Raw genomic sequence first — 22,494 nt, 5'->3', positions numbered from 1 at the left:
ACAGTGTCACATGCTTCCAGTGCAGGTACCATGCCGATCGTTTCCAGCATACCCAGTGCCTGGTCTGCATAATATCTTGCCATAACAAGAATCTCCTTTCCTGAAAAATCTTTGACACATGCCGTCCCGTTTTCATTGCGGCGGCAGTGCCAGGCTTTTTACAAGTAAACCGAAAAAGGATGAAACATCCCTTTTCGGATACTTACTATCACTAATTTTAGATTAGTCTTTGATGTAATTGTTGATCGTATCGATGCCTTCCTGGCTGGCCTTGTAATAGATAACAAGCTTGCCATCCTTGTCCAGCTCATAGCGGCTTTCGTCGATCAGTCCATTGGAGCACGCTGTCATCAGAGCTTCGTCCATAGCGTGGTCCTTAAATGCCTTGAAATTGCCGTACTGTGCTCTAAGAGCGTCCTGTACGTCAGCTCTGCATGCTTCTTTACCGTCTGTAAAGTACTTCAGTACTGAAAAGAATAATGGTCTCATGTTCCTACGCCTCCTTCTCTGTTGCCTTCTGCTGCGAAATAGCGAGAACGAAGATACCGATTACCATGGTGATAGCTCCTACCCAGCCTGGCCATGCGATGTTCCATCCGTCTCCGCCGAAAATAAGTCCGCATACAACGAGGCAGTACAACGGTCCCCAGAATGCGTATGTACCATTGCAGCCCATACCTAAAGCAGCACCGCACATGGAAGCACCCTTATACCAGAACTTGAAGGACCAGGATGCGAACACACCACCGATGAAGAACATCCAGATGGAAGGACCATCAGCAAGAGCATGTCCTACCAGGGCCAGTCCGGAACCGATTCCGTCTCCGCCGATCATAGCCAGCAGGGAGCACAGGATAACAGCGTTTACGATACCGGATGTGCACTGACGGATGCAGATAGCAACTTCAGTGTCAACCATGCAGCATGCATAGCCGCCTACTGCGCCTTCGATACCCCAGCCCAGAGCTGCGCAGAATGCTGCGATGATACCGATTACTGACTGACCAGACATGTTTCCGAAGATACCTGCAAGTCCGCCTTCCGGAATGCCATATCCGAACAGACCGATGATTACAGCTGCTGTGAAGCAGATCACGATACCGAGGATCATGCCGCCGCTAAGCTTCTGCTTGTAAATGATTCTTCCGATGATCGCGCCGATTGCCGCATTCAGTGCTGCGATCGGAACGATGATGGAACCAGCCATCTGAAGCCCGATTACGTAAGCAGTGGAAGCTAAAGGTCCACCGATGATCGCTGCAAGGATCAGGATCCTGCCCGGCTTCGTGTTGATGGATCTTGCGAAATCACCCAGTCTTCCGATGATTGCTGCATAGATCAGTGTCCATACTGCGGAACAGATATCGTTTACTGCTGCACCTACTGCAGACAGTGTGTAAACAAGTGCGAATGCAGAAAGTCCTGCTGCCACTCCTGTTCCACCATAATAATCAACCCAGATTCCGGATGCCATACCCTGTGTCAGGAACGCCGTATAGCCACCATACAGAAAACCTGACATCAGCGCGATGAAAATACCTTTTTTACGGTACGATTTTTCCTGCGCCTGTTTTGCCGCTAAGGCGTTGTTCGGCGCAGTCATTGCACTATCGCTCATAATACTCCTCCTTTTTAAATGAATGATTGCAACATAACATAACGAAGATTCTACAATCTCACTTATATTTTATCCCATACTCCTATGAGGAATGTCAATGACAAAAAAACTTCCAAAATATCGCCTTGAATTTGAGTTTTTTCCCCCTTGTATTTCGTGTCTCTTCGATAAAAAAGTTCTGTCGTCCGCCTATTTTTTGAAAAATTCTGACATTTTAAATCTTCTAAACCCTTGCAACATCAACAAGAACGCCATTTTCAAAAAAATGTCTTTAGGAAAAAGATCTCTTGTGCTCCCATTCGGGAGCACCGCTTTCTTTCCCTAAACAGTCCACAATCAAACCTTGCCCTATAGGGCATGCTTATTTTAGATGTACTGATCTTCCTGCTTCTTAGCCTCTTCCCACGGGAGCACGTCCCCATCTTCCTTAAGGAATTCCAGTAATTCCGGAACTCCCTCACCTGTATAAGAGCTGATACGAAAGATCTTTTCGCAGCCGGCAAGCCTGAGCCACTCCTCCGCCTGTCGCACATTTGCCTGCGGGTGATCGATCTTGGTAACGATCCCGATCACCTCACGATTACACAGCGTTGTTACATTGGGTGGATACAGAGAGTACGGTTCGATGGCACTGAGCAACAGTCCCACAACATCCGCTTCATAAGAATAGACGGCAAGTGCGCCGCCTAATGTCTTGGTTTCTGCATATTCCCCCGGCGTATCGATGATCACATCATAGTTGTTCACGTACTGGGTCTTGTGATATGTGATGTGCTCCCCTTTCATCGCCTGAGTCAGGGTCGTCTTCCCTGCTTCACTTCGTCCGATAAAAATAATCTTCCTCATAGGGCACCCTTCCTACCTGCGGGTGATCTCGCAGCAGGAATAACCCAGGTCGTCACGGAAATACCGCACGATTTCATCCACTGCACTGTTGACCTCCGAAAGAAGTCCTGTAATGATAAGTGTTCCGCTGAAACGATCTACAAATCCCAGGTACACATCGCCCGTCTTGATGGATATGTCGCTGGCGATCACCGCTGATTCCGGCGGACTCATATTGAGTATGCCGATGGCTGAATTACCATAATCCACATCCGGGTTCAGCCCCAGCTTTTTATATACGATCGGTCTTGGTCCACCGATCACATGGGCCAGCGTGATCTGTTTTCCCGGCACCAGTTCCTGAATGATCCGCATTTTCCCTTCTGCATCCTGTGGGTCAGCCGGGAGCATTTGCTGTAAATCTTTTATATCCTTTATGTCATTAAAATTCATACCTGTTCTCCTAAACTGCTAAAATCATTTTACAATGTCCACAAAGATCTCCGTCACGAAGTCTTTAGATTTCCGAATAGTCCAGTAATCCGTCACGTACCTCTCAATGGAGGAATTCCCGCATTTGTAGCCGTGATTGTCCGCCCACCTGAAAATCTTACGATACGTTTCATTGATCGTATCGTGCGAACCTATATGGTAAGCCGACAGCATCATCTTGCCGCCAAAAGTCATTGTCTTATTATCGTCAATGTCCCGCGCTCCCCGTTGAAATACGTAAGCAGTCGTTGACCTGCCCTCCATCTTCTCCTTTACATCAGGAAAATACATGCAGACCGGTCCCGTGATCGCATGCCCGATCTCCTCCAGATAATTGGTCCATTCGATATTGATGATAGACTCCATATAATTATGAGTGAACTTCTGCTCCATGTAGCACGCAGAATGAGTCTCAACGTACTCGACTGAAACTTCCGTTACGTTGTTTTCCAGTACGCTCTCCGCTTCAAGAATGAGATCATACCAGTCATTTACAGACGTATACGCTACGTTGATATCTTCCCGCTGCTGCTTCAGCTCGTCGATTTTCTTCCGGAATCCCCGCTCCTGCACCTCATAGGTGTCACTTTCCAGGAATTCCTTCATTTCTTCCAGCTTGAACCCCATCTGCTTGAAATACTTGATGACCGGCACTAAAAGCAGCGTCTCCCTGTTATAGTACCTGTATTTGTTTTCCTCACAGATATAATCCGGTGATATGATGTTGATCTTATCGTAAAAACGAAGCGCTTTCTTAGATACATTGCAGATCCGGCTCACTTCTCCGATGGAATACAGCTCCTGCTGCACATTCGGTTTTTTTTCATCCGCCATAATTTCCTCCTCCTGCAAAGTCTGCTCCTCACTGTCTTTCATTTCTGATCCGTGCTTCCGCATCATCCAGCGATGTATATCCGTAAAACGCTGTTGTCGTCCGGTGGATCACAAAAGACGGATTATGCTCTTCGTCCTTCGGATCGATTCCGGCGATCTGCCGGTAATACAGTTCCAGTGTTCTCTGGGAATAAGTTTTCAGTTCTCCTATAGCGTAGAGATGAAACGATACGTTTCCCGCCTCTGCTCCCTGCAAAGGCCGGCTTTTGCTGTAAAGCGCCGGATACCGTGCGTCGAAGGCTTTTTCAAAACCTAAAAGCAGGTTGGCGATCCGGTCTACCAGTTCCTCCTTTGCAGGAGAGACCTGCGGAAGCACCGGCTTGAGCTGTTTGTCAAAATAAGCGGGATCCGTATATTCCATCATGTAGCCGTATTTCTCGGTCACCATATTGCGCCCTTCCCGCTGCGCCTGCAAAAGATCCTGCTCATAGCTCTGAAGCATCGCTTCGTTCAGTGCCGAAAACTGGCTGAATCGCATCACATAAAAGGTCCACTCATCGTCCTGGCAGGCTGCCCTGCCTCCCGTGTTGGTCACCTTGTCGAACATGTCCCATTCCAGCTCAATGATCCTGTTGATCAGTCCGTCCTTCGGGGTATCGTTTTTTTTCATCGCATCGTTTATATATCTCATGAAAACTCATCTCTCTTTCCTGCAAAGCCTGCTCCGCAGCGCTTTGCTTCCCGGTCGACCTAGTCGTAGTCCACCATGATATGCAGATCCTTCAGCCGTGCATCGCGGATCCCCCTCATCAGTTCTTCACCCTGCACCTGCAAAAACGCCTCCGTGCTTCTGGTAAATCCTCTACGGTTCAGCTCACGCCCCACTGCAATGCAGATGCGCTCGATCATCTGTTCCTTTCGACCAGCGTTTTCCATCCGGTCTGTGATCTGTGTCAGTTCCGCCAGGAGTCGCACTTCTTCCTGGAGCACAGGAAACCTTTCTGCCCCGCGGAAGATCCATTTATAATACGGCATGTACGCTTCATTGAGTAGATAAACAGCCGACATAGCTGTTTTGACAAATTCTGCGCACGCCAGGTAAGCGGCCTGACTATCGCCCCGCTTCATGCATCTGCCATAGTTGTACTGACCTGCCTGTGCCATCACAGCGCACCGGGCCGCCAGTTTCTTCTTTAATACATCTTCCGGGTAAAACCCTTTCAACGTGCTCCGGATCTGAGAAAAAGTTCCCTGATGATCATCAAAGACTTCACCACTGGTCACCGTCGCCAGAAAGCGTTCCGGGATACGAAACCACTCCATATTGTCCTGCGGGGCGTGGGAAAGCCCGGTGAATTTGCGATAAAATCCTTCCAGCGGAAGAACTCCGATCCGGCCTCCGCCCTGTGCAGATGTGATCCTCGTATAGCCTTTGTAAGAAGCCGGCAGGCTATCGTATGCCCGCTGCATCTCGATACCTGCCTTCGCATAGAGTTCCTCCGGCACCCACAGGCAGAATGCCGGTCCGAAATCGTGATCCGTAGAAAGTTCATCATCGAATCCCAGACATTCCGAACCTTCGCCGACAAGACCTGCCGCCAGATACGGTTTGTATTGTGCCAGCTGCGTATCGATCATCGGTTTCCCGTATTCTTCATAATACGCTCTGGAAAGTTCCAGTCCTTTCATCACGCCATTCCTTTCAGTTTCGCCAGATTGGCTTCTAATATCTTATAATATTCGGTACGACCGAAATCCCGTTCCATCAGCGTCAGTGCTTTTTCATACCAGCGGATGGCCTGCGGGATCTGTCCCTTCAAATAATATACCTGTCCCAGTCCTGCACACGCTGACGAATAGTGAACATCACCGCCACCGTCTTCTTCAAACATCCGGCACGCCTCTTCGAAGCTTTCCCGTGCCATTTCCAGTTTGTTCTGTCGCACCTGCAGCTCTCCAAGATTGATGTACGTCGTTGCCAGCTCGCCTCTGCACTCCGGGATCCCACGGATGATGCGAAAGGCTATATCAAGCGCCTGTTCCGCCTTGTCGAACTCTCCGGTATCCCTGTATACCATGCTGATGTTGTTGTTCAGTGCCGCCATCCTGTAATCACCTGCAAGACCGCATTCCACCAGAAGATCTCTCGCCCTCAGAAAATACTGCAAAGCCTCCGGCAGTTCTCTGGAATTGACGTACACATCTCCCGCGTTGATCAGTGCAGTTGCGTAGTGTTCTGAATGGATCAGCCCCATGTGCTCCAGCTGCGTCAGTACCGTCTTATATAAATCCTTGGCACGGTCGATCTGACCCATAACACGACAAAGCCCTCCCAGCTCGTTACTTACCGCAACGATCCCGGAGGTGTCCTGTCTTTGCTGAGCTTCCTGCAGCCAGCGCTGCAGATAAGCCATCGTCTGCCCGCTGTCCTTTTGCTGAAACAGATCATCCAGTCCCTGATAGAACTTGTTTAAATCGATTCCATTCTCCATAACATCACCTACTCTTTACGAATAAAGTTAGTCATGACAGGTCGCTCGTATTCCGGCTGTTTCACACGTTCACGCAGTCCTGCGTCCTTGTTGCGGATCGAATACGCGATGCTCTCTCCCAGCGTGCGCATCGTCTGCATGCCCTCTTCATCCTGTTTGACTTCCTCAGGCGAATTGCCGTGGACCTGATTCCAGTACTGCGATGTGGCAACAGTCATCTTGTTGATCATAAAATATTTGTTGATTCTGTCAAAAGCCGTGCTGGCGCCTCCCCTTCTGCAGGAGACAACTGCTGCGGCGATCTTCCCGTCCATCTTTCCACTGCGATAATTGCTGTAAAACAGTCTGTCCAGGAAACAGCAAAGCTGTCCGGATGCCCCGGCGTAATACACCGGCGATCCCACAACGATCCCGTCAAATTCCACGAGCCGTCTTGAGATCTCATTGACCCCGTCATTGTCGAACACGCACTTGCCTGTTGCAAAACAGCTTCCACAGCCTACACATCCTCTGATCGGTGCTGCGCCGATATGATAGATCTCTGTGGCAACATCGTTTCTGTTGAGAGAATCCGCCACTTCCTTCAGCGCAGTATAAGTACACCCATACTGATGCGGGCTGCCGTTAATTAATAAAACCTTCATTTTTCAATCCTTACTGTAAGCCTTTATCCAGTAAATAGTGTGAAAATATAGTCTTTATTTATTGTAGCATACTTTCTCATCGAATGTAAAGAATTCTGAATCCTCTTTTTCTTACAGCAGATCAAACACCTGGTGCAGATCCCCGATCTCATAATCGATCCTCAAGTTTTCCGGTGCTTCCTTTCCCGACGGGTTATACCAGCAGGTCAGGATCCCCGCGTTATTACCGCCGCGAATATCGCTGCTCAAAGAATCACCGATGATGATAGTCTTAAGTGGATCCACCTGTCCGATCGAAGAAAAAGTTTTCTCAAAAAATTCAATGTTCGGCTTTTCCACACCCAGTTCTTCCGACAGGAATATACCATCCATCAGCGCTCCAAGACCCGACAGGCGCAGCTTCTTGTTCTGTGCGATGATCGTCCCGTTGGATACGACATACTGTCTGACTTTCCCCTGCAGCTTGCGAACGATTTCCAGGCTGTTATCCCTCGGCACGATGGTATCCCCCAACGCATACTGATACTTTGCATTAAACTCTTCTGCCACACCGGCATCCAGCCCTTCCGACGCGAAAAACTCTTTAAAACGTCCTACCAGGACCTGTTGTTTTGTGATCTCGTTTCGCTCCAGCCGCTCCCAGTAAGAGCGGTTTATCTTCGAATAGCGAGTCAGCATCTCATCGCTGCACTCTCCCATGTCAAATTCCACAAACAGCTTCCGGATCGCAGCTTCTTCTGCCGCCAGAAAATCCAGAAGCGTACCATCCACATCCCATAAAATCGTCTGTATCATCAGTCCATATCCTCCATAAAAAATCACCTTCAAGCTATCTCTTTTATTTCCAGACTTCTTCAGCAATTTCTTTTACAAGCTTAAGCTTTGCCCACTGCTCTTCTTCGGTGAGTTTGTTTCCGATCTCGCACGAAGCAAATCCGCACTGCGGGCTGAGACAAAGCCTGTCAAGCGGTATGTATTTTGCCGCCTCATAGATTCTGGCAATAATATCTTCCTTGTTCTCAAGTTCCGGTGTCTTTGTTGTTATGAGCCCCAGTACGACCTTCTTATCACCCGATACTTTTGAAAGAGGTTCGAATCCGCCTGATCTGGCATCATCATACTCAAGAAACAGAGCATCCACATTTTCCTTTGCAAAGACATAGTCTGCTACAGAATCATAAGCTCCGCTGGCAAAGAATGTGGAATGATAATTCCCTCTGCATATGTGGGATGTAATGACCATGTCCTCAGGCTTGCCTTCCAGAGCGAGATTGTTTACTGCCAGCAACTGAGCCTTGACCTCTTCTAAATCTATTCCAAGAAGCTTGTATCTCTGCTTTGCAGCATCGCCAACAATCGCACCCCATGTACAGTCGTCAAGCTGAAGGTTGCGGCAGCCAGCTTCATAAAACTGCTTGATCACATCCTGATAAGCCGTTCCGATATCCTGGATCAGATCTTCGTTTGTGGAATAAAACTTTCTTGTGGATTCATGGTTTTCAGGAATGATCATCTGCTGAAACATCTGTGCTGGTGCTGGGATCGTATATTTTGCAACCGTGTTTTCATCCTCAAACTGCTTTAAGAATCTGAACCCTTCCACAAAAGGGTGTGGTTTTGCCTTTATCTTTCCGACAAGATATGTATCATCTAAGACAGCCAGCTCTGCGTCAAACTTTACGCCATTACCTGTATTTTCATGGGCGACTCCATCAAATCCCCACATGAAATCAAGATGCCAGAAGCTTCTTCTGAATTCACCGTCAGTAATCACATGGAATCCAAGTTCTTTCTGCTTGGCTACAACCTTTGATACTTCCTCATCTACGATCTTATCAAACTCTTCTTTTGGCAGTTCTCCATTCTGATACGAGTTCTTTGCCTCTTTAAGGGCTTGCGGTCTTAAAAAGCTTCCCACAAAATCATATCTGTATGGTGTCTGTATTTTACTCATTTTTATATCCTCTCGTTTCTTTGTTTTCTTGAGGATATCCTACCACATATATGCAATGATGAAAAATACATATAGTATGGGTTTGTCCATAGCTTTAATCTATGGACAAATGGTTTTTTAACGCTTCAACATAGAAGCAGGCATACTTACTTAACACCATGTTTTTCTTTTTCACAATACCTATTCTCATGGTCTTATCTACTGCAAGAGGCTTGGCGATAATGCTGCTGCCATTGAGTTCTGCATCAAGAACGCCGCTGCTCACCGTAAAACCATTCAATCCAATAACGAGATTGAATAAAGTAGCTCTATCTCTGACCTGGATATTTTTAGGAAAATCCAGCATGCTCATGAATTCTTCTGAAAAATAAAATGAATTCTTATTTCCTTGTTCATAGACCAGATATGGATACGCCTGCAGATCATCCGTAGCGATGATTTCCTTTTCTGCCAACGGATGGTTGTTGCTGATAAATACATGCGGGCCTGCAACATACATTTCCTCAAAAACCAGGTTATTGTTCTTGATCAGCTTAGATATCACCTCTTCGTTATGTTCCGAAAGATAAATCACGCCGATCTCGCTTTTTCCGTCAGACACGTCCTCTATGATCTCTCCGGTCTGCGTTTCCCTGATAATAAAACTATACTGATCTGCATCGTATTTCTTGATCAGATCTACAAAGGCATTTACTGCGAAAGAATAATGCTGACAGGATACTGAAAATTTTGGTGTGCGTTTTTCACCGCCACCGAAATAATCTTTCATGTTGTCAGCCTGCTCTAAAAGCATTCTGGCGAAGGATAATAATTCTTCCCCTTCTCTCGTCACTGTCACACCTTTATTGGAACGAACAAATGCCGTAACGCCCATCTCATTTTCAAGGTTGTGTATTGCTGCACTTAAAGACGGCTGGGAAATAAAAAGTTTCTCCGCAGCTTCTGTAATGTTTCCACAGTCAGCTACCGTCACAATGTATTTTAACTGTTGCAATGTCATATTGAACGGCTCCTTTATTTTTATTTTCTTGCCGAACAGCACCTCTCTATTATAATTTAATGATCCCTGATTTGAAACGGATTTTTGCAACTTCACAAAAAAAGATCCTCTACACGTATGACGTTCGAAGATCTCTTTTTTCATTTATATGTTTTTAGTATCGTTTCTGATTATCTGGCTTTACGCTGCCTGCAAAGTGCATAAACTCCGCCCAGTACAGCGAATGCCATCAGCAGAGCCCATACGTCGACGAGGCTTGTATCGCCTGTTCCCGGAACACTGGATGCCGATTTCTCCCCTGCATTCTTGTCTGCATCATTCTTGCCCGATGGGTTGATATTAGCCTTAGAGTCCGTCAGTTTAGCGATCGTCTCTGTCTTCAGGACTGTGCCGCATTCAGTACACTCCTGGTGTCTGCTGCCTGCTTCCGTGGTTGTCGCTTTTTTATCCACGATCCATTCCGATGGCGTGTGAGCGTCAGCTTCCTTTGTCACAACTTCTTTCGTCTGTACTCCAAATACGTCGTTGGTAAATGTCACGGTATACAAAGTAGTCTCCGAAGTTTTGCAGCCATCCTTAGGTGTTACCGTCGTAACGGCAGTTCCTGTTTCAGTCTCCTGAGCATTGCATGTCCCGCATGCTCTCACTGCAGTACAGCTCAGATTATCCTGACTCCAGGTGTATGCTGGAGTGCCGTAGGAATGACCCGTTGCCGGGATGGTGAAGTCTGATTCAGACTTCTCATTCTGTGCACCCGTATCAGAGTATATTTTCCCGCAGGTGCATTTATAATACTCGTTATTGCCATCCTGCGTACAAGTCGCTGTCGTCGCATTTACTTTCTGAAGATGGTTCTGGCACACATGACCTAACGGTGGATTGATCGTATAGCCGCATACGGTACAGGTCTGTGCTTTATCTTCCGTTGCAGCTGCGCCAGGCACATGTCTTTGCAATGTCGTTTTCGATGTACATCCCGCATTCCGACATTTCATCCAATGTCCTTCCGGATCTGAAGTCCATACATAGTTATGCGATTTCGCCGGGGTTACCACATCTCCGCAAACCTTACATGTTACTGCTGTTGCACAGTTTCCATCATCTTTATTCGGATCATGCTCTTCATTTACCGTCACGGTTATGCTTGTACTGTTACCTGCCAGATCTGTTGCTGTGATATTGTGTGTTCCAGCTGGGAGAGTATATGTTCCATTCGATGCGCCAAGTACTGTATTTCCATCCTTCACTTCTTTCAGATGGCTGTCATTTACTGTAATCGACTTTGATACGCAGTATATCCCGCCATCCGTTGCCCCACTAATTGTCGGTGCTGTCTTGTCCAGGTTGTAGGATATAGTTCCTTTATAGATGGTGCCATTCGAAGTTTTCTTAATATAGAATACTCCGCTACCATTCGCCGCTTCATCCGTAAAGGAAATGCTGCTGCCAAACTGCTTATCCGTCATTCCGATCTTATAGCCGGATGTCGCTGTAAGCTTGGCCTCTCTGTTCGCCCAGCCGTTACTATTTACTCCGGATACGGTGTACATATTTGATTCTGCAATATCATATGTGCGGAATGTCTTGTCTCCTTTAGTGTATCCATTCGGGTAAGTGGATTGACTGCTGTACATCGCCTTTGTCTGACCTTCTGCTACAAGCACTCCTGCATTGTAGTAAATCGATGCACCTGAACTAATACCACAACTCTGACTGCCAGGTTGTTTTACTCCTTCTGATTTTGCGGTCACTCTGCCGCCAGTCATTGTAAAATTACCGGAACATTGGATGCCACAGCTGCCATAGACTGTAGAAACAGCTCCCGTTGCAGTGATCGTGCCACCGTTCACAATGATATTTTTCGATTGACCGATAGTACCGATACCATAGCTTTCTTTTGCAGTCTTTCCTATCGCAGTGATCGTGCCGTTATTTACAGTCAGACCACCTGCCATGATTCCGTAGCTTCCTTTGCCATCGACGCCTGAACCTCCGCTAGTTGTAAGAGAACCATCTCCAGTGATCGTCAGCTTTCCGTTCACAAAAATTCCACAACTGTAAGCATACTTATCTGAAAGGGTGTCGTCGACGAAATTGTTACCAATAAGCTTGATCGTCAAGTTAGACGTAGAATAAATACCTCCGCTGAAAGTTCCGTCACCCCCTCCTTTTCCAGAATAGCTATAATCATTCAAAGTCAGTGTATTGGCCGTCGGATTATAGCTCCATCCATCCCCGCTTGTCCGGTCACTGGTAACCTCTGCACCACCGACCTTCAGACCATAATCCGTCGCCGCATTGGCCGTGACCGACCAGCTTGGGATCATCGCCACGATCATCGCCAGCGCCATAAAGCATACTCCGATTTTTCTCTTTATCGTGCTTTTCTCCATTTTTCCTCCTTCCATATTTCATTTGTATTTTTTTAATCTCTTGCCGCATACCCTTCAATATTGTATCACCATCGCCCTGACACCCCCCCCGATTTGCGCGAAATGCACTTTTTAGGGTGCGAATTGCATAACGATCTCAAAATCAGAAATCACTTCACAAAAAAAGAAACCTTCCGGGTAAAGAAGGTCTCTTTTTTTATTTGAAACATAGTAAAAAGGGTTTTCGTTTTCGGGTTGTAAATCGTCTCTACGGCCGCAGTCCCATGCCGCCTTCCAGCGTGATGGTCTCGCCGCTCATGAACTTGAAGTCCGGTGAAGACAGCTGCACGCAGGCACGACCGATCTCGGTCTCCACATTGCCATAATGGCCTGCCGGAGGCATCTTTACATTTGCCTTGAAAGCATCCGGATACTGTTTTTCAAAATTCTCAAGCTGTGCCGTCCAGGCCAGCGGACACACGATATTGACATTGATGCCGTCAGGACCCCATTCCGTAGCAGCTACACGAGTCAGACCGCGGATCCCTTCCTTTGCAGCAGCGTAAGCACACTGCCCGAAGTTACCGAACAGCCCCGCTCCTGATGCGAAATTGATGACCGAGCCCTTGGTTTCCTTCAAGTACGGATAGCAAGCCTTCATGTAATAAAATACTGCGTACAGCCCGGAATATACAGCCAGGTCGAACTGCTCTGTCGTGTGATCTTCCAGCGTCACCCCTGAAGCCGACGCCTGTGCATTGTTGATCAGCACATCGATACGACCGAAGGTATCCACAGCCTGCTTCACCACATTCTGCACAGCAGTCTCATTATCCGAGCCTGCGCTCACGTCTGCGGCAACAGGCAGGACTTTTATGCCATATAACCGTTCCAGCTCTTCTTTCGCATCTTCCAGTTTCTTTACATTCCGTCCCGTGATGACCAGGTTGGCACCTTCCTTCGCATATGCCGTTGCGATCCCATATCCAATAGAGCCGCAGCTCCCGTCACTTAATACTGCTCTTCCACCGCCGGTAATGATCGCGGTTTTTCCTTGTAAATGTCCCATCGCGTTTCTCCTTTGATTGCATTAAAGTGTCATTGAATTGTTTGACTTTTCTGCGATCATTATACCATAATTATAAATTTGTTTCAAGGCAAAACTGAAACTAGTTACAAATTGTTTTGATAAACAAATTTTTAACAATAAAAAAGGGCGATTCTGCGCACAATTTTAGAATCGCTCTTTTTCAAATCTACCTATCCGAAAATCGCCCGTTTTAAGCGGCTGAAAAACCCATCGTCCTCCACCGGCATCTCCTGTGCCGTTTTACGGCTCGGAGACGGCGCTGCAGCTCTCGTGATGGCTCTGTTGATCAGTTCCTGCTGACTGTCGATCCGCTCTCCACCTTCACCGATCCCTTTTTTCTCATAAAGACCATCGTAGCGCAGATTTCGAGCCTTGACATTATCGGAAAGCATCAGCTCCAGGATTTCCAGGATCTCTTTTTTGATCTGTGGAGAATTTACAGGGCATGCCACTTCTACCCTCCGGTTGAGATTTCTCGTCATAAAATCTGCTGAAGATATATACATGCTCCGCTCTTCTCCCGCACCAAAGCAATATACCCTGGAATGTTCCAGGAACCTGCCGACGATGCTGGTGATCTGAATGTTCTCCGTATAACCTTCCACATCCGGAAGCAGGCAGCAGATGCCTCTGATGATCATCCGTACGCGAACTCCTGCCTGAGAAGCATCTTTTAATGCATCGATGGTCTTGCGATCCGTAAGGGAATTGATCTTCACCAGGATTTCTGCCGGTTCGCCTCGCTGCGCCTCCTCGATCTCACCCTGTATCAGAGCCAGGATCTTGTCTTTCATACTGTTTGGAGCTACAAAAAGCCGGTCATAATGACCATTGATGTTTGCAATCGACATGTTTTTAAAATACACAGCTGCATCGTTTCCGATTTCTTCATCAGCTGTCATCAGCGAAAGATCGGTGTACAGTTTTGCCGTTTTTTCATTGTAATTACCGGTTCCCACCTGCGTGATCCGCTTAATCTTCTTCTTTTCCATCAGTGTGATCTGACACACTTTCGAGTGAACTTTGTAATCTTCCAGCCCGTACAGCACCGTGCAGCCGGCTTCTTCCAGGCTTTCCGACCAGTTGATGTTGTTCGCTTCATCAAAGCGCGCCCGAAGTTCCATCAGCACCGTTACTTCCTTGCCGTTTTCCGCCGCCAAACGCAAATAATCTATCAAAACCGCCTTGCTAGCCAGACGATAGATCGTGATCTTGATAGAAAGCACACGTGGATCCAGCGCCGCTTCTTTGATCAGCTGTAGAAACGGAGTCATCTGTTCATACGGATACGAAAGGATCAGATCCTCCTGCATCACTTTATCGATCATGCTGTCACCGGTCTTAAACCACGGCGGCACCTGCGGCTCAAACGGCACATACGTGACAGCCTGCCTGATCCGATCCGGAACCTTGTCTAAAAGCGGGAACACATAGGACATTTCCAGCGGCGCGCTGCTCTGAAAAACCTGTTCTTTCTTTAATTCCAACTTGCCCCGGAGGAATTTTTCCAGTTTATCATGGATCGGCCCGCAATGTTCCAGCCGCACCGGAGCCAGCCTGGAACGTTTTCTCAGAACTTTCTTCATATGATGACGAAAATCCTCATCCTCATCCGGAAGGCTATCCACGTTGATATCCGCATTCCGCGTCACACATATGATACTCTTCGCATTGATCTCACAATTATCAAAAACGCGTTCCGCATACTGATAGATCAGTTCCTCCAGCAAAACATACCGCATCCCGCTTCCCGGCAGGAAAATCAGCCGATCCTGCATCGCCGGCATCGGGATGATACCGTATGCCGTCTTGTCGCTGATCTTCATCTGAAGCACGATGTAGAGCGCTTTATTGACAAGATGCGGGAAAGGATGATGTGCATTTATGATCTGCGGGGACAAGACCGGGAGCACATCTGCTATGAAGTATTTTTCTGCAAAGCTTCTCTCTTCGGCCGTAAGACTCTCCATCTGCGGATGAGCGATCCCCTTCTCGCACAGAAGCCCCGCAACCTCTCTGTAAATCTTATCACGCTTTTTATACAAAGGTGCTACCGCACGGAAAATCTCCAAAAGCTGTTCGGCGGCATCCATCCCCGTCTTATTATCGATCTGCGGTTTTGGCAGGAACGTCTGGTCGTACAGACTCCCGACACGGATCATAAAAAATTCATCCAGATTGCTGGTAAAAATAGAAATGAATTTCAGTTTTTCAAATGCCGGCACATCTTTTTCTCTTGCCTCTTCCAGGACTCTTTCATTGAAGCGAAGCCAGGAAAGCTCTCTATTCTGTGTATAGATCGTATCTTTCATTTTCCCATTACCACCTTTTTATATAAATAGCCTTCTCGTACACCGAAATTGCTCATGCGGATCTCTTCGCAGCCGAAATAATCGCAAAGCGTGTCTAAAATGATCATCCCCGGCACCATGGTGTGCACACGATCCGGAGCAACGCGCAGGATCTTGTTTAACGTCAGCTTCTCCTCTTCCTGCAGATCCTCCAGCAAAAGATGCATCTGATCCATAAGGATACGATCGTTCTCCTTCGGAAGTCCGAAACGATCATTGTTGAATTTTTTTACCGCACGGATCGTTCCACCGATCCCCACCATATCAGCGAACTGCTTCTTCTTTAAAAACTTGACTTTCTTGATTTCATTTTCGACCTTTTTTCGAATCGCTCTCTCTTCGCTGTTTTTAGGAAACAGACGGGATACATAGGTTTTATACATGGACAGTGAACCGAATTCAAGGCTGACCGCATCGGTTATTTTACCATCTGCAAAGGCAACAACTTCCGTACTGCCGCCTCCGATATCCACCATGACGCCATCTTTAAGCTTCTGTGCATGCGCTGCTCCCTCAAAATCCAGCACAGCCTCATCATGACCGCTGATCACATCGATATCAAGTCCTGTTTCCTTTTCGATTTCCTCTACCGCTTCTTTGGTATTGGCAATGTTTCGCAGCGATGCTGTCGCAAACACGTACAGTTTTTCCACCTGTGCATGCGCCGCAACCTTCTGCAAAGAATTCAGCACATCGCAGGCTTTTCGAATCCCCTTCCTGCTCAGTTCTCCATCGTTTACATACCCGATCAGTCCTGCAGTATTCTTATTGCTGAACAGTGACTCGATCCGATTTTCCTTCACTTCGTAGATCACCAGCCGGATCGTGTTCGATCCCACATCGATCACACCATAAGTCATCTCCTGCATCTCCTCCAGTCTCTTATCGTTCGTTTTCTTTTATCGTATTCCTCCTTATTTTAAGCGATCAGTATCAAATACATATGTTTTACATGTTAAACATCTGTAAAATCTATTCAGCTTCTTTTTTCAGGCTGTCTAAATATTGTTTTACTTCCTCTGCAGTACCCAGAGACATCACCTTGTCCGCCACTGCTATCGCATCTTCACTGCTCCAAAGCGAAAGTTTTTTTCTTGTAGCTAAAACTTTTTCGGGACTTACACTAAATTCGTCCAGTCCAAATGCGATCAGGCACGGTGTAAGCGCCGGATCTGCCGCCGCTTCACCGCACATACCAACAGGTATGTCAGCTTTGCCTGCGGCCTTGCACACATCACGGATCATCCGAAGCACCGCTGGCTGATACGTTTCGTAAAGATATGCAACCTTTGCATTACCTCTGTCTGCTGCCATCATATACCCGGTCAGATCATTTGTTCCTATGCTGAAAAAATCCACTTCTTCTGCGAGGATATCAGCTGTTGCCGCCGCCGCCGGCGTCTCTACCATGATCCCGGTCTTTATATCCGGATCAAATCTTTTTCCTTCTGCTTTAAGTTCCTCGCAGCATTCTGCCATGAGCGCTTTAACGCCTCTGATTTCCGCAAGACATGTCACCATCGGGATCATGATCCGAATGCAGCCTTCTGCACCGGCTCTAAGCAGTGCTCGCAGCTGTGTTTTAAAAAGTTCTCTGTTTTCCAGGCAATAACGCACAGCTCGAAATCCCATAAACGGATTTTCTTCCTGATCCATATGCAGATATGGAATGTCTTTATCTCCGCCCACATCAAGTGTCCGGATCACCACCGGATCAGGCGAGAAAGCTTTCGCTGCCTTGCAGTACGCTTCAAATTGTTCTTCTTCATCCGGAGCTTTGGTGCGATCCATATATAGAAATTCCGTCCGAAACAGGCCTACACCTTCTGCATCCGCTGCTCTGGCTGATTCTGCGTCTTCCACGCTTCCGATATTGGCAAAGATTTCCTTGATAGTTCCTGAAGCCGTAACGCTTTTCTTTCCTCTAAAAACGTTTAACCGTTCTCTTTGCAGCTGGAACATCTCGGCTTTCTTGTTGTACTCTTTTTTTGTATCGTTGTCCGGCTCTTGCAGAACAATACCACTGATTCCGTCCAGAATCAGAGTTTTACCGTTCTCTATATAAGTAAGAGCACCCTTAACTCCCAGTACCGCAGGGATCCCCAGCGCCCGTGCCAGGATCGCCGCATGAGAAGTGTAGCCTCCAGTCTCCGCAATGATCCCCAGCGCCCGTGCCGGATCTATCTTTACTGCCATGGATGGGGTCAACTCACGGATCACAAGGATGGCGCCCTTCGGTAATTGAGCAGGATCCATGAGATCATTATTTGTGAGTTTACTGCAAAGGCTGCTGTTTATGTCTCTGATATCTGCTGCTCGCTGCATCGTCAGTTCATCACCTGTCGCTTCAAAGAGATCTGCGAAAAACTTCATTGTCTTGTCGACTGCCTCTTCGGCACAGCATCCGTTATCGATCTCTTCCTTGATTTTCGATGTGACAGAAGGATCTTTTATCATTTCCATATGACTGCGTAATATTCCCGCTTCTTCTGACATACCACGCTTCTCAAGATCACGTGCCGCACGTTCTGTTTCTTCAAGAAACGCCGTCATTGCTTCCTGAAATCTTGCCGACTCTTCGTCCTTGCTTTCAGCCTTTCTATAGGAATCTTCACAGTTTTCTTTATTTCTGTCTGCATCGATGCAAAACGCAATTCCCTGTGCGATTCCTTCTGATACTGCAATTCCCTTTAGCATCTTTCCACCCTCCACAATAAAAACTTTTTTATTCTTCTCCAAATCCCGACTCGATCATGCCGATTGCTTCCTGAAGTGCTGCATCCTCATCAGCTCCGCTACATTGAACTTCGACCTCATCACCACATTTTATGCAGGCTGCTACGATGGTCATCAGACTCTTGCCGTTGATCTCATTTCCCTTAGACAGGATTTTAATATCGGATTCGTATTTACCCATAGCACCTACGAATGTCGTCACCGGTCTCATGTGAAATCCCTGTGAATTCACTACCTTTACCTTCTTTGATACCATCTTACTTTCCTCCTTTTTCCTGTGTTGCGATATTCTTTTTCAAAAGAGCCAGCAGGATCATGCCTACTAATGCACCTGCTGCCAGTGCCATCACATAAAACAATACATTTCCAACTACCGGGAATACGAAAATCCCTCCATGAGGTGCGCGAAGAGTACATCCAAATGCCATGGAAAGTCCTCCGGCCACTGCTGATCCTGCTATGCATGACGGTATAACTCTGAGAGGATCCGCTGCAGCATATGGGATCGCACCTTCTGTGATGAAGCACAGCCCCATGATGTAGTTTACCGGTGCCGACTTCAGTTCCGCCTCCGTCCATTTCTTCTTAAAGAAGGTGGCACAAAGCGCGATGGCGATCGGAGGCACCATACCGCCGATCATGACTGCCGCCATGATATCGAATCCTCCTGTAGTGATAGCTGCTGTACCAAATACATATGCAGCCTTATTGAACGGTCCTCCCATATCTACTGCCATCATGCCGGCGACGATACATCCCAGTATGATCTTGCTCGTTTCTCCCATTGAGTTGAGAGCATCCGTGATCCACTGGTTCAGGGCTCCAACAGCAGGATTGATCGCACACATGAACAGTCCCATTATAATGATACCCAGCAGCGGCAGGATCAGTACCGGCAGCATGCTTTCCACAGACTTCGGCAGGAATGAGAAGATCTTTTTCAGTAAAAGTACGATATATCCACCGGCAAATCCAGCGATCAATGCGCCGAGAAATCCTGAAACAGCCGTACTGTCACCGGTGATCGCTCCAAAAGTACATCCAATAGTTGCGATATATCCACCTACGAACCCAACTGCAAGTCCCGGTCTGTCTGCGATGCTCCTTGCAATGTAACCGGCAAGAACAGGGAGCATGAAACTGAATGCATATCCTCCTATCGTCTTAAAGAAGGCTGCTGCTGCAGTATATGTCCCAAAGGTAGAATCCTTTGGTGCTCCCGCAATCGTATCTATGAGAAATGCGACAGCGATCATGATCCCTCCGCCGATAACAAACGGGAGCATATAGGAAACTCCGTTCATAAGATGCTTATAGATCTGACGACCTGCTGTTTCCTCCGAGACATTGCTCTCTGTCGTCTTGCCACCCTGATAGGTATACTGAGGCGCTTTTCCATCTATCACCGCCTGGATCAGAACCTCCGGTTCATTGATCCCCTTCGAAACATTTGTCATAATAACAGGTTTCCCGTCAAATCTAACCATTTCGACATTCTTGTCAGCTGCGACTATGACACCATCTGCTTCCTGTATTTCCTGCGGAGTCAGAACGTTTTTAGCACCACCGGAACCATTGGTTTCCACTTTTATGCTTACGCCTAACTCTTTTGCTTTCTGTTCCAGAGCTTCCGCTGCCATATACGTATGGGCAATTCCGGTAGGACATGCTGTAACCGCAACGATCCTGTACCTTTCATCTTCATGATCCATTTCTGCTGCGGTTTCCTTTTTCTTGTCATGTTCAGATTCTGCTCCGAATTTTGCTTCTTCTGCTTCATCGATCATATGCAGAAATTCATCTGCAGTCTGTGCTGACAAAAGTTTTTTCCGAAGATCCAGATCCATCAGAAGAGTCATCAGCCTCGAAAGCACTTCCAGGTGAAGGTCCCCATCCTCGGGAGCTGCGATCATAAAGAACAAATTGGAAGGCTTCCCGTCAGGAGCACCATACTCGATTCCATTCGGCACAGTCATGGCAGCAAGACCCGGTCGCTTCACCGCGCTGCTTTTTGCATGCGGTATTGCGATCCCTTCCCCGACTGCCGTGGTGCTCTCCGCCTCTCTTGCAAAGATTCCTTCCTTGTATTTTTCCTTATCAGAAAGATTCCCTGCTTTATCATGCATTTCGATAAGAGTATTGATCGCCGTCTTCTTATCCGAAATGTCAGCGTTTAACAAAATTGCGTTTTTATCCAGTAAATTCGTAATGCGCATGAGTTGCACCCCTTTCTTATCGTAATGATCTCGATCTCAGTTCGTCCATACAATCATAGATCTGTCGTCTTGCGGCAAGCCCCGGTGAAAAAGCAGTTGCTGCACCTGCAGCACTTCCAAGATCCAGTGCGTACTGATAATCTTTTTTCTCCAGATACCCTGCAACAAATCCTGCTACCATAGAATCGCCTGCACCAACGGAGTTTATCATTTTACCGCGACACACACCTGCCGTATAAAGAGTTCCATTTTCGGCTTTAAGAACTGCCCCATCTCCACCCATGGACACGATCACATTGCGTGCACCGGCTTTCTGCAGTTTTTCCGCTCCTTCTTCCGCCGATATCTTTTCTCCAAAGACATCTCTAAGCTCATCCATGTTTGGCTTGATCAGGAATGGATGATACTTCAGTACATCCATGAGGGCTGCTCCATTGGTATCTACGATACACAGAACATCTTTTTCTTTCACTGCTTCCAGAAGTCTGCTGTAAGTATCCTGTGGAACAGCGGCCGGGATATTCCCGGAAATGATCAGCACATCTCCGTCCTTCAGTTTCCTGAGTTTATCATAAAGCATCTTTAAATCTGATTCGTCCGCAATAGTCCCCTGACCATTTATCTCAGTCTCTTCTCCCGCTTTGATTTTGACATTGATCCGTGTGATCCCCTGCTTCGGATAAATGAAATCCGTTTTTATCTCCCCCTGATGCAATCCATTTTCCAGAGCCTTTCCTGTAAAGCCATTTACAAAGCCCAGTACGATGCTCTCCATCCCAAGCTCCTTCAGTATCTGAGAAACATTGATTCCCTTGCCTCCCAGAAAATATTCCTCCCCGGTGGAACGATTCGTCGCCCCTTTTTGAAGCCTGTCCAGATGAACCACATAGTCGATCGCTGGACTGATTGTAACAGTATAGATCATCCTATTTATTCACCTCCTTCACGATAGCATGTTTCCTGTAAAGATCATTATCAAATCGATCCGTTATGATACATTTTCCCTTCAGTTTTGTAAATGTTACTGCAAATACCTGCTCAAATTTGGATGAATCTGCAAGAATATAAACATCGTTTGAATGATTCACGATTTCTTCTTTGATCAAAGCTTCATCCATATCCGGCGTTGTGAAGCCTTTTTCAAGATCGATACCATTCGCCTAAACCGCATTTTTATTTGCAATATACTCTGTCATCCGCTCTGTTGTTGTTCCGGCATCAATGAAAACGGCATCATCACGGATCAGTCCTGCCGCATACCTGGCGATCGCGTCTTTTTCTCTTACATGAGCAGATGCTTTTGTGACAACATCATCTTCTTTGGTATTGACAGGTCTCTTCAATCCAATAGCACCACCGAAAACTTTTCTACGCTTCTCTAAAAAAAGAAGCCCGCTTCCGCGAACTTCTTTTTTAATCAAAACAGAAAAAATACCCTGATCCTGATCGTATGCGTCTTGTATGGATAGTACGGCATTCAAAATTCTGCTAAAGTCGTTTTTTAGGGGGAATTAATAGAAATCTTCCGTATGTATGACCGATAAAATAACCTGACCGACAGCCAAAACGGCATGCAAGATAATTTCACGAAACAGAAAAGCTGAGAAAGCGCAAAAACTAACATAGGAGACCATTTGATAAGGATCTGCGATATTATTGGCTGTAAGACTACACTCAAAGTTACGCTAGCTGTCCCGTGCAGATATAAAAAAAGAAGCCCGCTTTCGCGAACTTCTTTTTCAACCAAAACGGCAACGTCCTACTTTCCCAGGCAGTCTCCCACCAAGTATCATCAGCGCTAAGGAGCTTAACTTCTGTGTTCGGTATGGGAACAGGTGTGACCTCCTCGCTATTGTCACCGCATTTCTTG

22 protein-coding genes and 1 rRNA gene are annotated in these 22,494 nt (G+C 46.9%); all 23 read right to left on the bottom strand.

Features of this window, described 5'->3' with window-relative positions:
- Positions 1-222: 222 nt before the first annotated feature.
- Positions 223-489 (bottom strand): hypothetical protein, encoded by a 267-nt coding sequence (locus H8876_RS07320; protein WP_249287190.1) that lies wholly within the window; start codon positions 487-489, stop codon positions 223-225.
- A gap of 4 nt (positions 490-493) precedes the next feature.
- Complete coding sequence (locus tag H8876_RS07315) at positions 494-1,618, bottom strand: hypothetical protein (RefSeq protein WP_249287189.1); 1,125 nt, start codon at positions 1,616-1,618, stop codon at positions 494-496.
- 366 nt (positions 1,619-1,984) lie between these two features.
- Positions 1,985-2,464, bottom strand: coding sequence for a EutP/PduV family microcompartment system protein (locus tag H8876_RS07310; RefSeq protein ID WP_249287188.1), 480 nt, complete (start codon positions 2,462-2,464; stop codon positions 1,985-1,987).
- A gap of 12 nt (positions 2,465-2,476) precedes the next feature.
- Positions 2,477-2,896, bottom strand: coding sequence for a BMC domain-containing protein (locus H8876_RS07305; protein ID WP_465250739.1), 420 nt, complete (start codon positions 2,894-2,896; stop codon positions 2,477-2,479).
- 24 nt (positions 2,897-2,920) lie between these two features.
- Positions 2,921-3,769: a MerR family transcriptional regulator gene (locus H8876_RS07300; protein WP_249287187.1), complete on the bottom strand. Its 849-nt coding sequence runs from the start codon at positions 3,767-3,769 to the stop codon at positions 2,921-2,923.
- Positions 3,770-3,797: 28 nt separating this feature from the next.
- Positions 3,798-4,460, bottom strand: a complete 663-nt coding sequence (locus tag H8876_RS07295) for a DUF4125 family protein (protein WP_249287186.1) — start codon at positions 4,458-4,460, stop codon at positions 3,798-3,800.
- Positions 4,461-4,519: 59 nt separating this feature from the next.
- Positions 4,520-5,458: a DUF4037 domain-containing protein gene (locus H8876_RS07290; RefSeq protein ID WP_249287185.1), complete on the bottom strand. Its 939-nt coding sequence runs from the start codon at positions 5,456-5,458 to the stop codon at positions 4,520-4,522.
- Positions 5,458-6,261: a tetratricopeptide repeat protein gene (locus H8876_RS07285; RefSeq protein WP_249287184.1), complete on the bottom strand. Its 804-nt coding sequence runs from the start codon at positions 6,259-6,261 to the stop codon at positions 5,458-5,460. The genes H8876_RS07290 and H8876_RS07285 overlap by 1 nt, the downstream gene beginning before the upstream one ends.
- A gap of 8 nt (positions 6,262-6,269) precedes the next feature.
- Entirely contained in the window at positions 6,270-6,905 is a 636-nt protein-coding gene (locus H8876_RS07280; RefSeq protein ID WP_249287183.1) for a flavodoxin family protein, read from the bottom strand.
- A 111-nt stretch (positions 6,906-7,016) separates the two neighbouring features.
- Entirely contained in the window at positions 7,017-7,727 is a 711-nt protein-coding gene (locus tag H8876_RS07275; RefSeq protein WP_249287182.1) for a YjjG family noncanonical pyrimidine nucleotidase, read from the bottom strand.
- 16 nt (positions 7,728-7,743) lie between these two features.
- Positions 7,744-8,859: a 5-methyltetrahydropteroyltriglutamate--homocysteine S-methyltransferase gene (locus H8876_RS07270; protein WP_249287181.1), complete on the bottom strand. Its 1,116-nt coding sequence runs from the start codon at positions 8,857-8,859 to the stop codon at positions 7,744-7,746.
- Between the two features lie 94 nt (positions 8,860-8,953).
- Positions 8,954-9,859: a LysR family transcriptional regulator gene (locus tag H8876_RS07265; RefSeq protein WP_249287180.1), complete on the bottom strand. Its 906-nt coding sequence runs from the start codon at positions 9,857-9,859 to the stop codon at positions 8,954-8,956.
- A 170-nt stretch (positions 9,860-10,029) separates the two neighbouring features.
- Positions 10,030-12,252 carry a carbohydrate-binding domain-containing protein gene (locus tag H8876_RS07260; protein WP_249287179.1) on the bottom strand — a complete coding sequence of 741 codons (2,223 nt, stop codon included), beginning with the start codon at positions 12,250-12,252 and terminating at the stop codon, positions 10,030-10,032.
- Positions 12,253-12,499: 247 nt separating this feature from the next.
- On the bottom strand, positions 12,500-13,300 hold the full coding sequence (locus tag H8876_RS07255; protein WP_249287178.1) for an SDR family NAD(P)-dependent oxidoreductase: 801 nt from the start codon (positions 13,298-13,300) through the stop codon (positions 12,500-12,502).
- A gap of 191 nt (positions 13,301-13,491) precedes the next feature.
- Entirely contained in the window at positions 13,492-15,633 is a 2,142-nt protein-coding gene (gene ppk1 / locus H8876_RS07250; RefSeq protein WP_249287177.1) for a polyphosphate kinase 1, read from the bottom strand.
- The gene (locus H8876_RS07245) at positions 15,630-16,532 is read right to left on the bottom strand and encodes a Ppx/GppA phosphatase family protein (RefSeq protein WP_249287176.1); all 903 of its coding nucleotides are present in this window, start codon (positions 16,530-16,532) and stop codon (positions 15,630-15,632) included. The genes ppk1 and H8876_RS07245 overlap by 4 nt, the downstream gene beginning before the upstream one ends.
- 112 nt (positions 16,533-16,644) lie before the next feature.
- Positions 16,645-18,369: a phosphoenolpyruvate--protein phosphotransferase gene (ptsP, locus tag H8876_RS07240; protein WP_249287175.1), complete on the bottom strand. Its 1,725-nt coding sequence runs from the start codon at positions 18,367-18,369 to the stop codon at positions 16,645-16,647.
- A 28-nt stretch (positions 18,370-18,397) separates the two neighbouring features.
- Complete coding sequence (locus H8876_RS07235; RefSeq protein WP_249287174.1) at positions 18,398-18,664, bottom strand: HPr family phosphocarrier protein; 267 nt, start codon at positions 18,662-18,664, stop codon at positions 18,398-18,400.
- 1 nt (position 18,665) lies between these two features.
- Entirely contained in the window at positions 18,666-20,624 is a 1,959-nt protein-coding gene (locus H8876_RS07230; protein WP_249287173.1) for a PTS fructose transporter subunit IIABC, read from the bottom strand.
- 16 nt (positions 20,625-20,640) lie between these two features.
- Complete coding sequence (pfkB, locus tag H8876_RS07225) at positions 20,641-21,549, bottom strand: 1-phosphofructokinase (protein ID WP_249287172.1); 909 nt, start codon at positions 21,547-21,549, stop codon at positions 20,641-20,643.
- Between the two features lies 1 nt (position 21,550).
- Positions 21,551-21,775, bottom strand: coding sequence for a sugar phosphate isomerase family (locus H8876_RS10340; RefSeq protein WP_417493478.1), 225 nt, complete (start codon positions 21,773-21,775; stop codon positions 21,551-21,553).
- A 9-nt stretch (positions 21,776-21,784) separates the two neighbouring features.
- Positions 21,785-22,045: a DeoR/GlpR family DNA-binding transcription regulator gene (locus H8876_RS07220; protein ID WP_249287171.1), complete on the bottom strand. Its 261-nt coding sequence runs from the start codon at positions 22,043-22,045 to the stop codon at positions 21,785-21,787.
- 325 nt (positions 22,046-22,370) lie between these two features.
- A 5S ribosomal RNA gene (gene rrf / locus H8876_RS07215) occupies positions 22,371-22,487 on the bottom strand.
- Positions 22,488-22,494: the final 7 nt, after the last annotated feature.

The sequence above is a fragment of the Lentihominibacter faecis genome (assembly GCF_014306095.1).
GTDB classification, from domain to species: domain Bacteria; phylum Bacillota; class Clostridia; order Peptostreptococcales; family Anaerovoracaceae; genus Lentihominibacter; species Lentihominibacter faecis.
Note: the sequence above shows the minus strand (reverse complement) of the source record. Positions and strands in the feature narration are given on the sequence as shown.

Excerpts from the sequence above, each read along its gene's own strand:
- H8876_RS07320 (WP_249287190.1), bottom strand. The coding sequence starts at position 489 with ATGAGACCATTATTCTTTTCAGTACTGAAGTACTTTACAGACGGTAAA.
- H8876_RS07315 (WP_249287189.1), bottom strand. The coding sequence starts at position 1,618 with ATGAGCGATAGTGCAATGACTGCGCCGAACAACGCCTTAGCGGCAAAA.
- H8876_RS07310 (WP_249287188.1), bottom strand. The coding sequence starts at position 2,464 with ATGAGGAAGATTATTTTTATCGGACGAAGTGAAGCAGGGAAGACGACC.
- H8876_RS07305 (WP_465250739.1), bottom strand. The coding sequence starts at position 2,896 with ATGAATTTTAATGACATAAAGGATATAAAAGATTTACAGCAAATGCTC.
- H8876_RS07300 (WP_249287187.1), bottom strand. The coding sequence starts at position 3,769 with ATGGCGGATGAAAAAAAACCGAATGTGCAGCAGGAGCTGTATTCCATC.
- H8876_RS07295 (WP_249287186.1), bottom strand. The coding sequence starts at position 4,460 with ATGAGATATATAAACGATGCGATGAAAAAAAACGATACCCCGAAGGAC.
- H8876_RS07290 (WP_249287185.1), bottom strand. The coding sequence starts at position 5,458 with ATGAAAGGACTGGAACTTTCCAGAGCGTATTATGAAGAATACGGGAAA.
- H8876_RS07285 (WP_249287184.1), bottom strand. The coding sequence starts at position 6,261 with ATGGAGAATGGAATCGATTTAAACAAGTTCTATCAGGGACTGGATGAT.
- H8876_RS07280 (WP_249287183.1), bottom strand. The coding sequence starts at position 6,905 with ATGAAGGTTTTATTAATTAACGGCAGCCCGCATCAGTATGGGTGTACT.
- H8876_RS07270 (WP_249287181.1), bottom strand. The coding sequence starts at position 8,859 with ATGAGTAAAATACAGACACCATACAGATATGATTTTGTGGGAAGCTTT.
- H8876_RS07265 (WP_249287180.1), bottom strand. The coding sequence starts at position 9,859 with ATGACATTGCAACAGTTAAAATACATTGTGACGGTAGCTGACTGTGGA.
- H8876_RS07260 (WP_249287179.1), bottom strand. The coding sequence starts at position 12,252 with ATGGAGAAAAGCACGATAAAGAGAAAAATCGGAGTATGCTTTATGGCG.
- H8876_RS07255 (WP_249287178.1), bottom strand. The coding sequence starts at position 13,300 with ATGGGACATTTACAAGGAAAAACCGCGATCATTACCGGCGGTGGAAGA.
- ppk1 (WP_249287177.1), bottom strand. The coding sequence starts at position 15,633 with ATGAAAGATACGATCTATACACAGAATAGAGAGCTTTCCTGGCTTCGC.
- H8876_RS07245 (WP_249287176.1), bottom strand. The coding sequence starts at position 16,532 with ATGACTTATGGTGTGATCGATGTGGGATCGAACACGATCCGGCTGGTG.
- ptsP (WP_249287175.1), bottom strand. The coding sequence starts at position 18,369 with ATGCTAAAGGGAATTGCAGTATCAGAAGGAATCGCACAGGGAATTGCG.
- H8876_RS07235 (WP_249287174.1), bottom strand. The coding sequence starts at position 18,664 with ATGGTATCAAAGAAGGTAAAGGTAGTGAATTCACAGGGATTTCACATG.
- H8876_RS07230 (WP_249287173.1), bottom strand. The coding sequence starts at position 20,624 with ATGCGCATTACGAATTTACTGGATAAAAACGCAATTTTGTTAAACGCT.
- pfkB (WP_249287172.1), bottom strand. The coding sequence starts at position 21,549 with ATGATCTATACTGTTACAATCAGTCCAGCGATCGACTATGTGGTTCAT.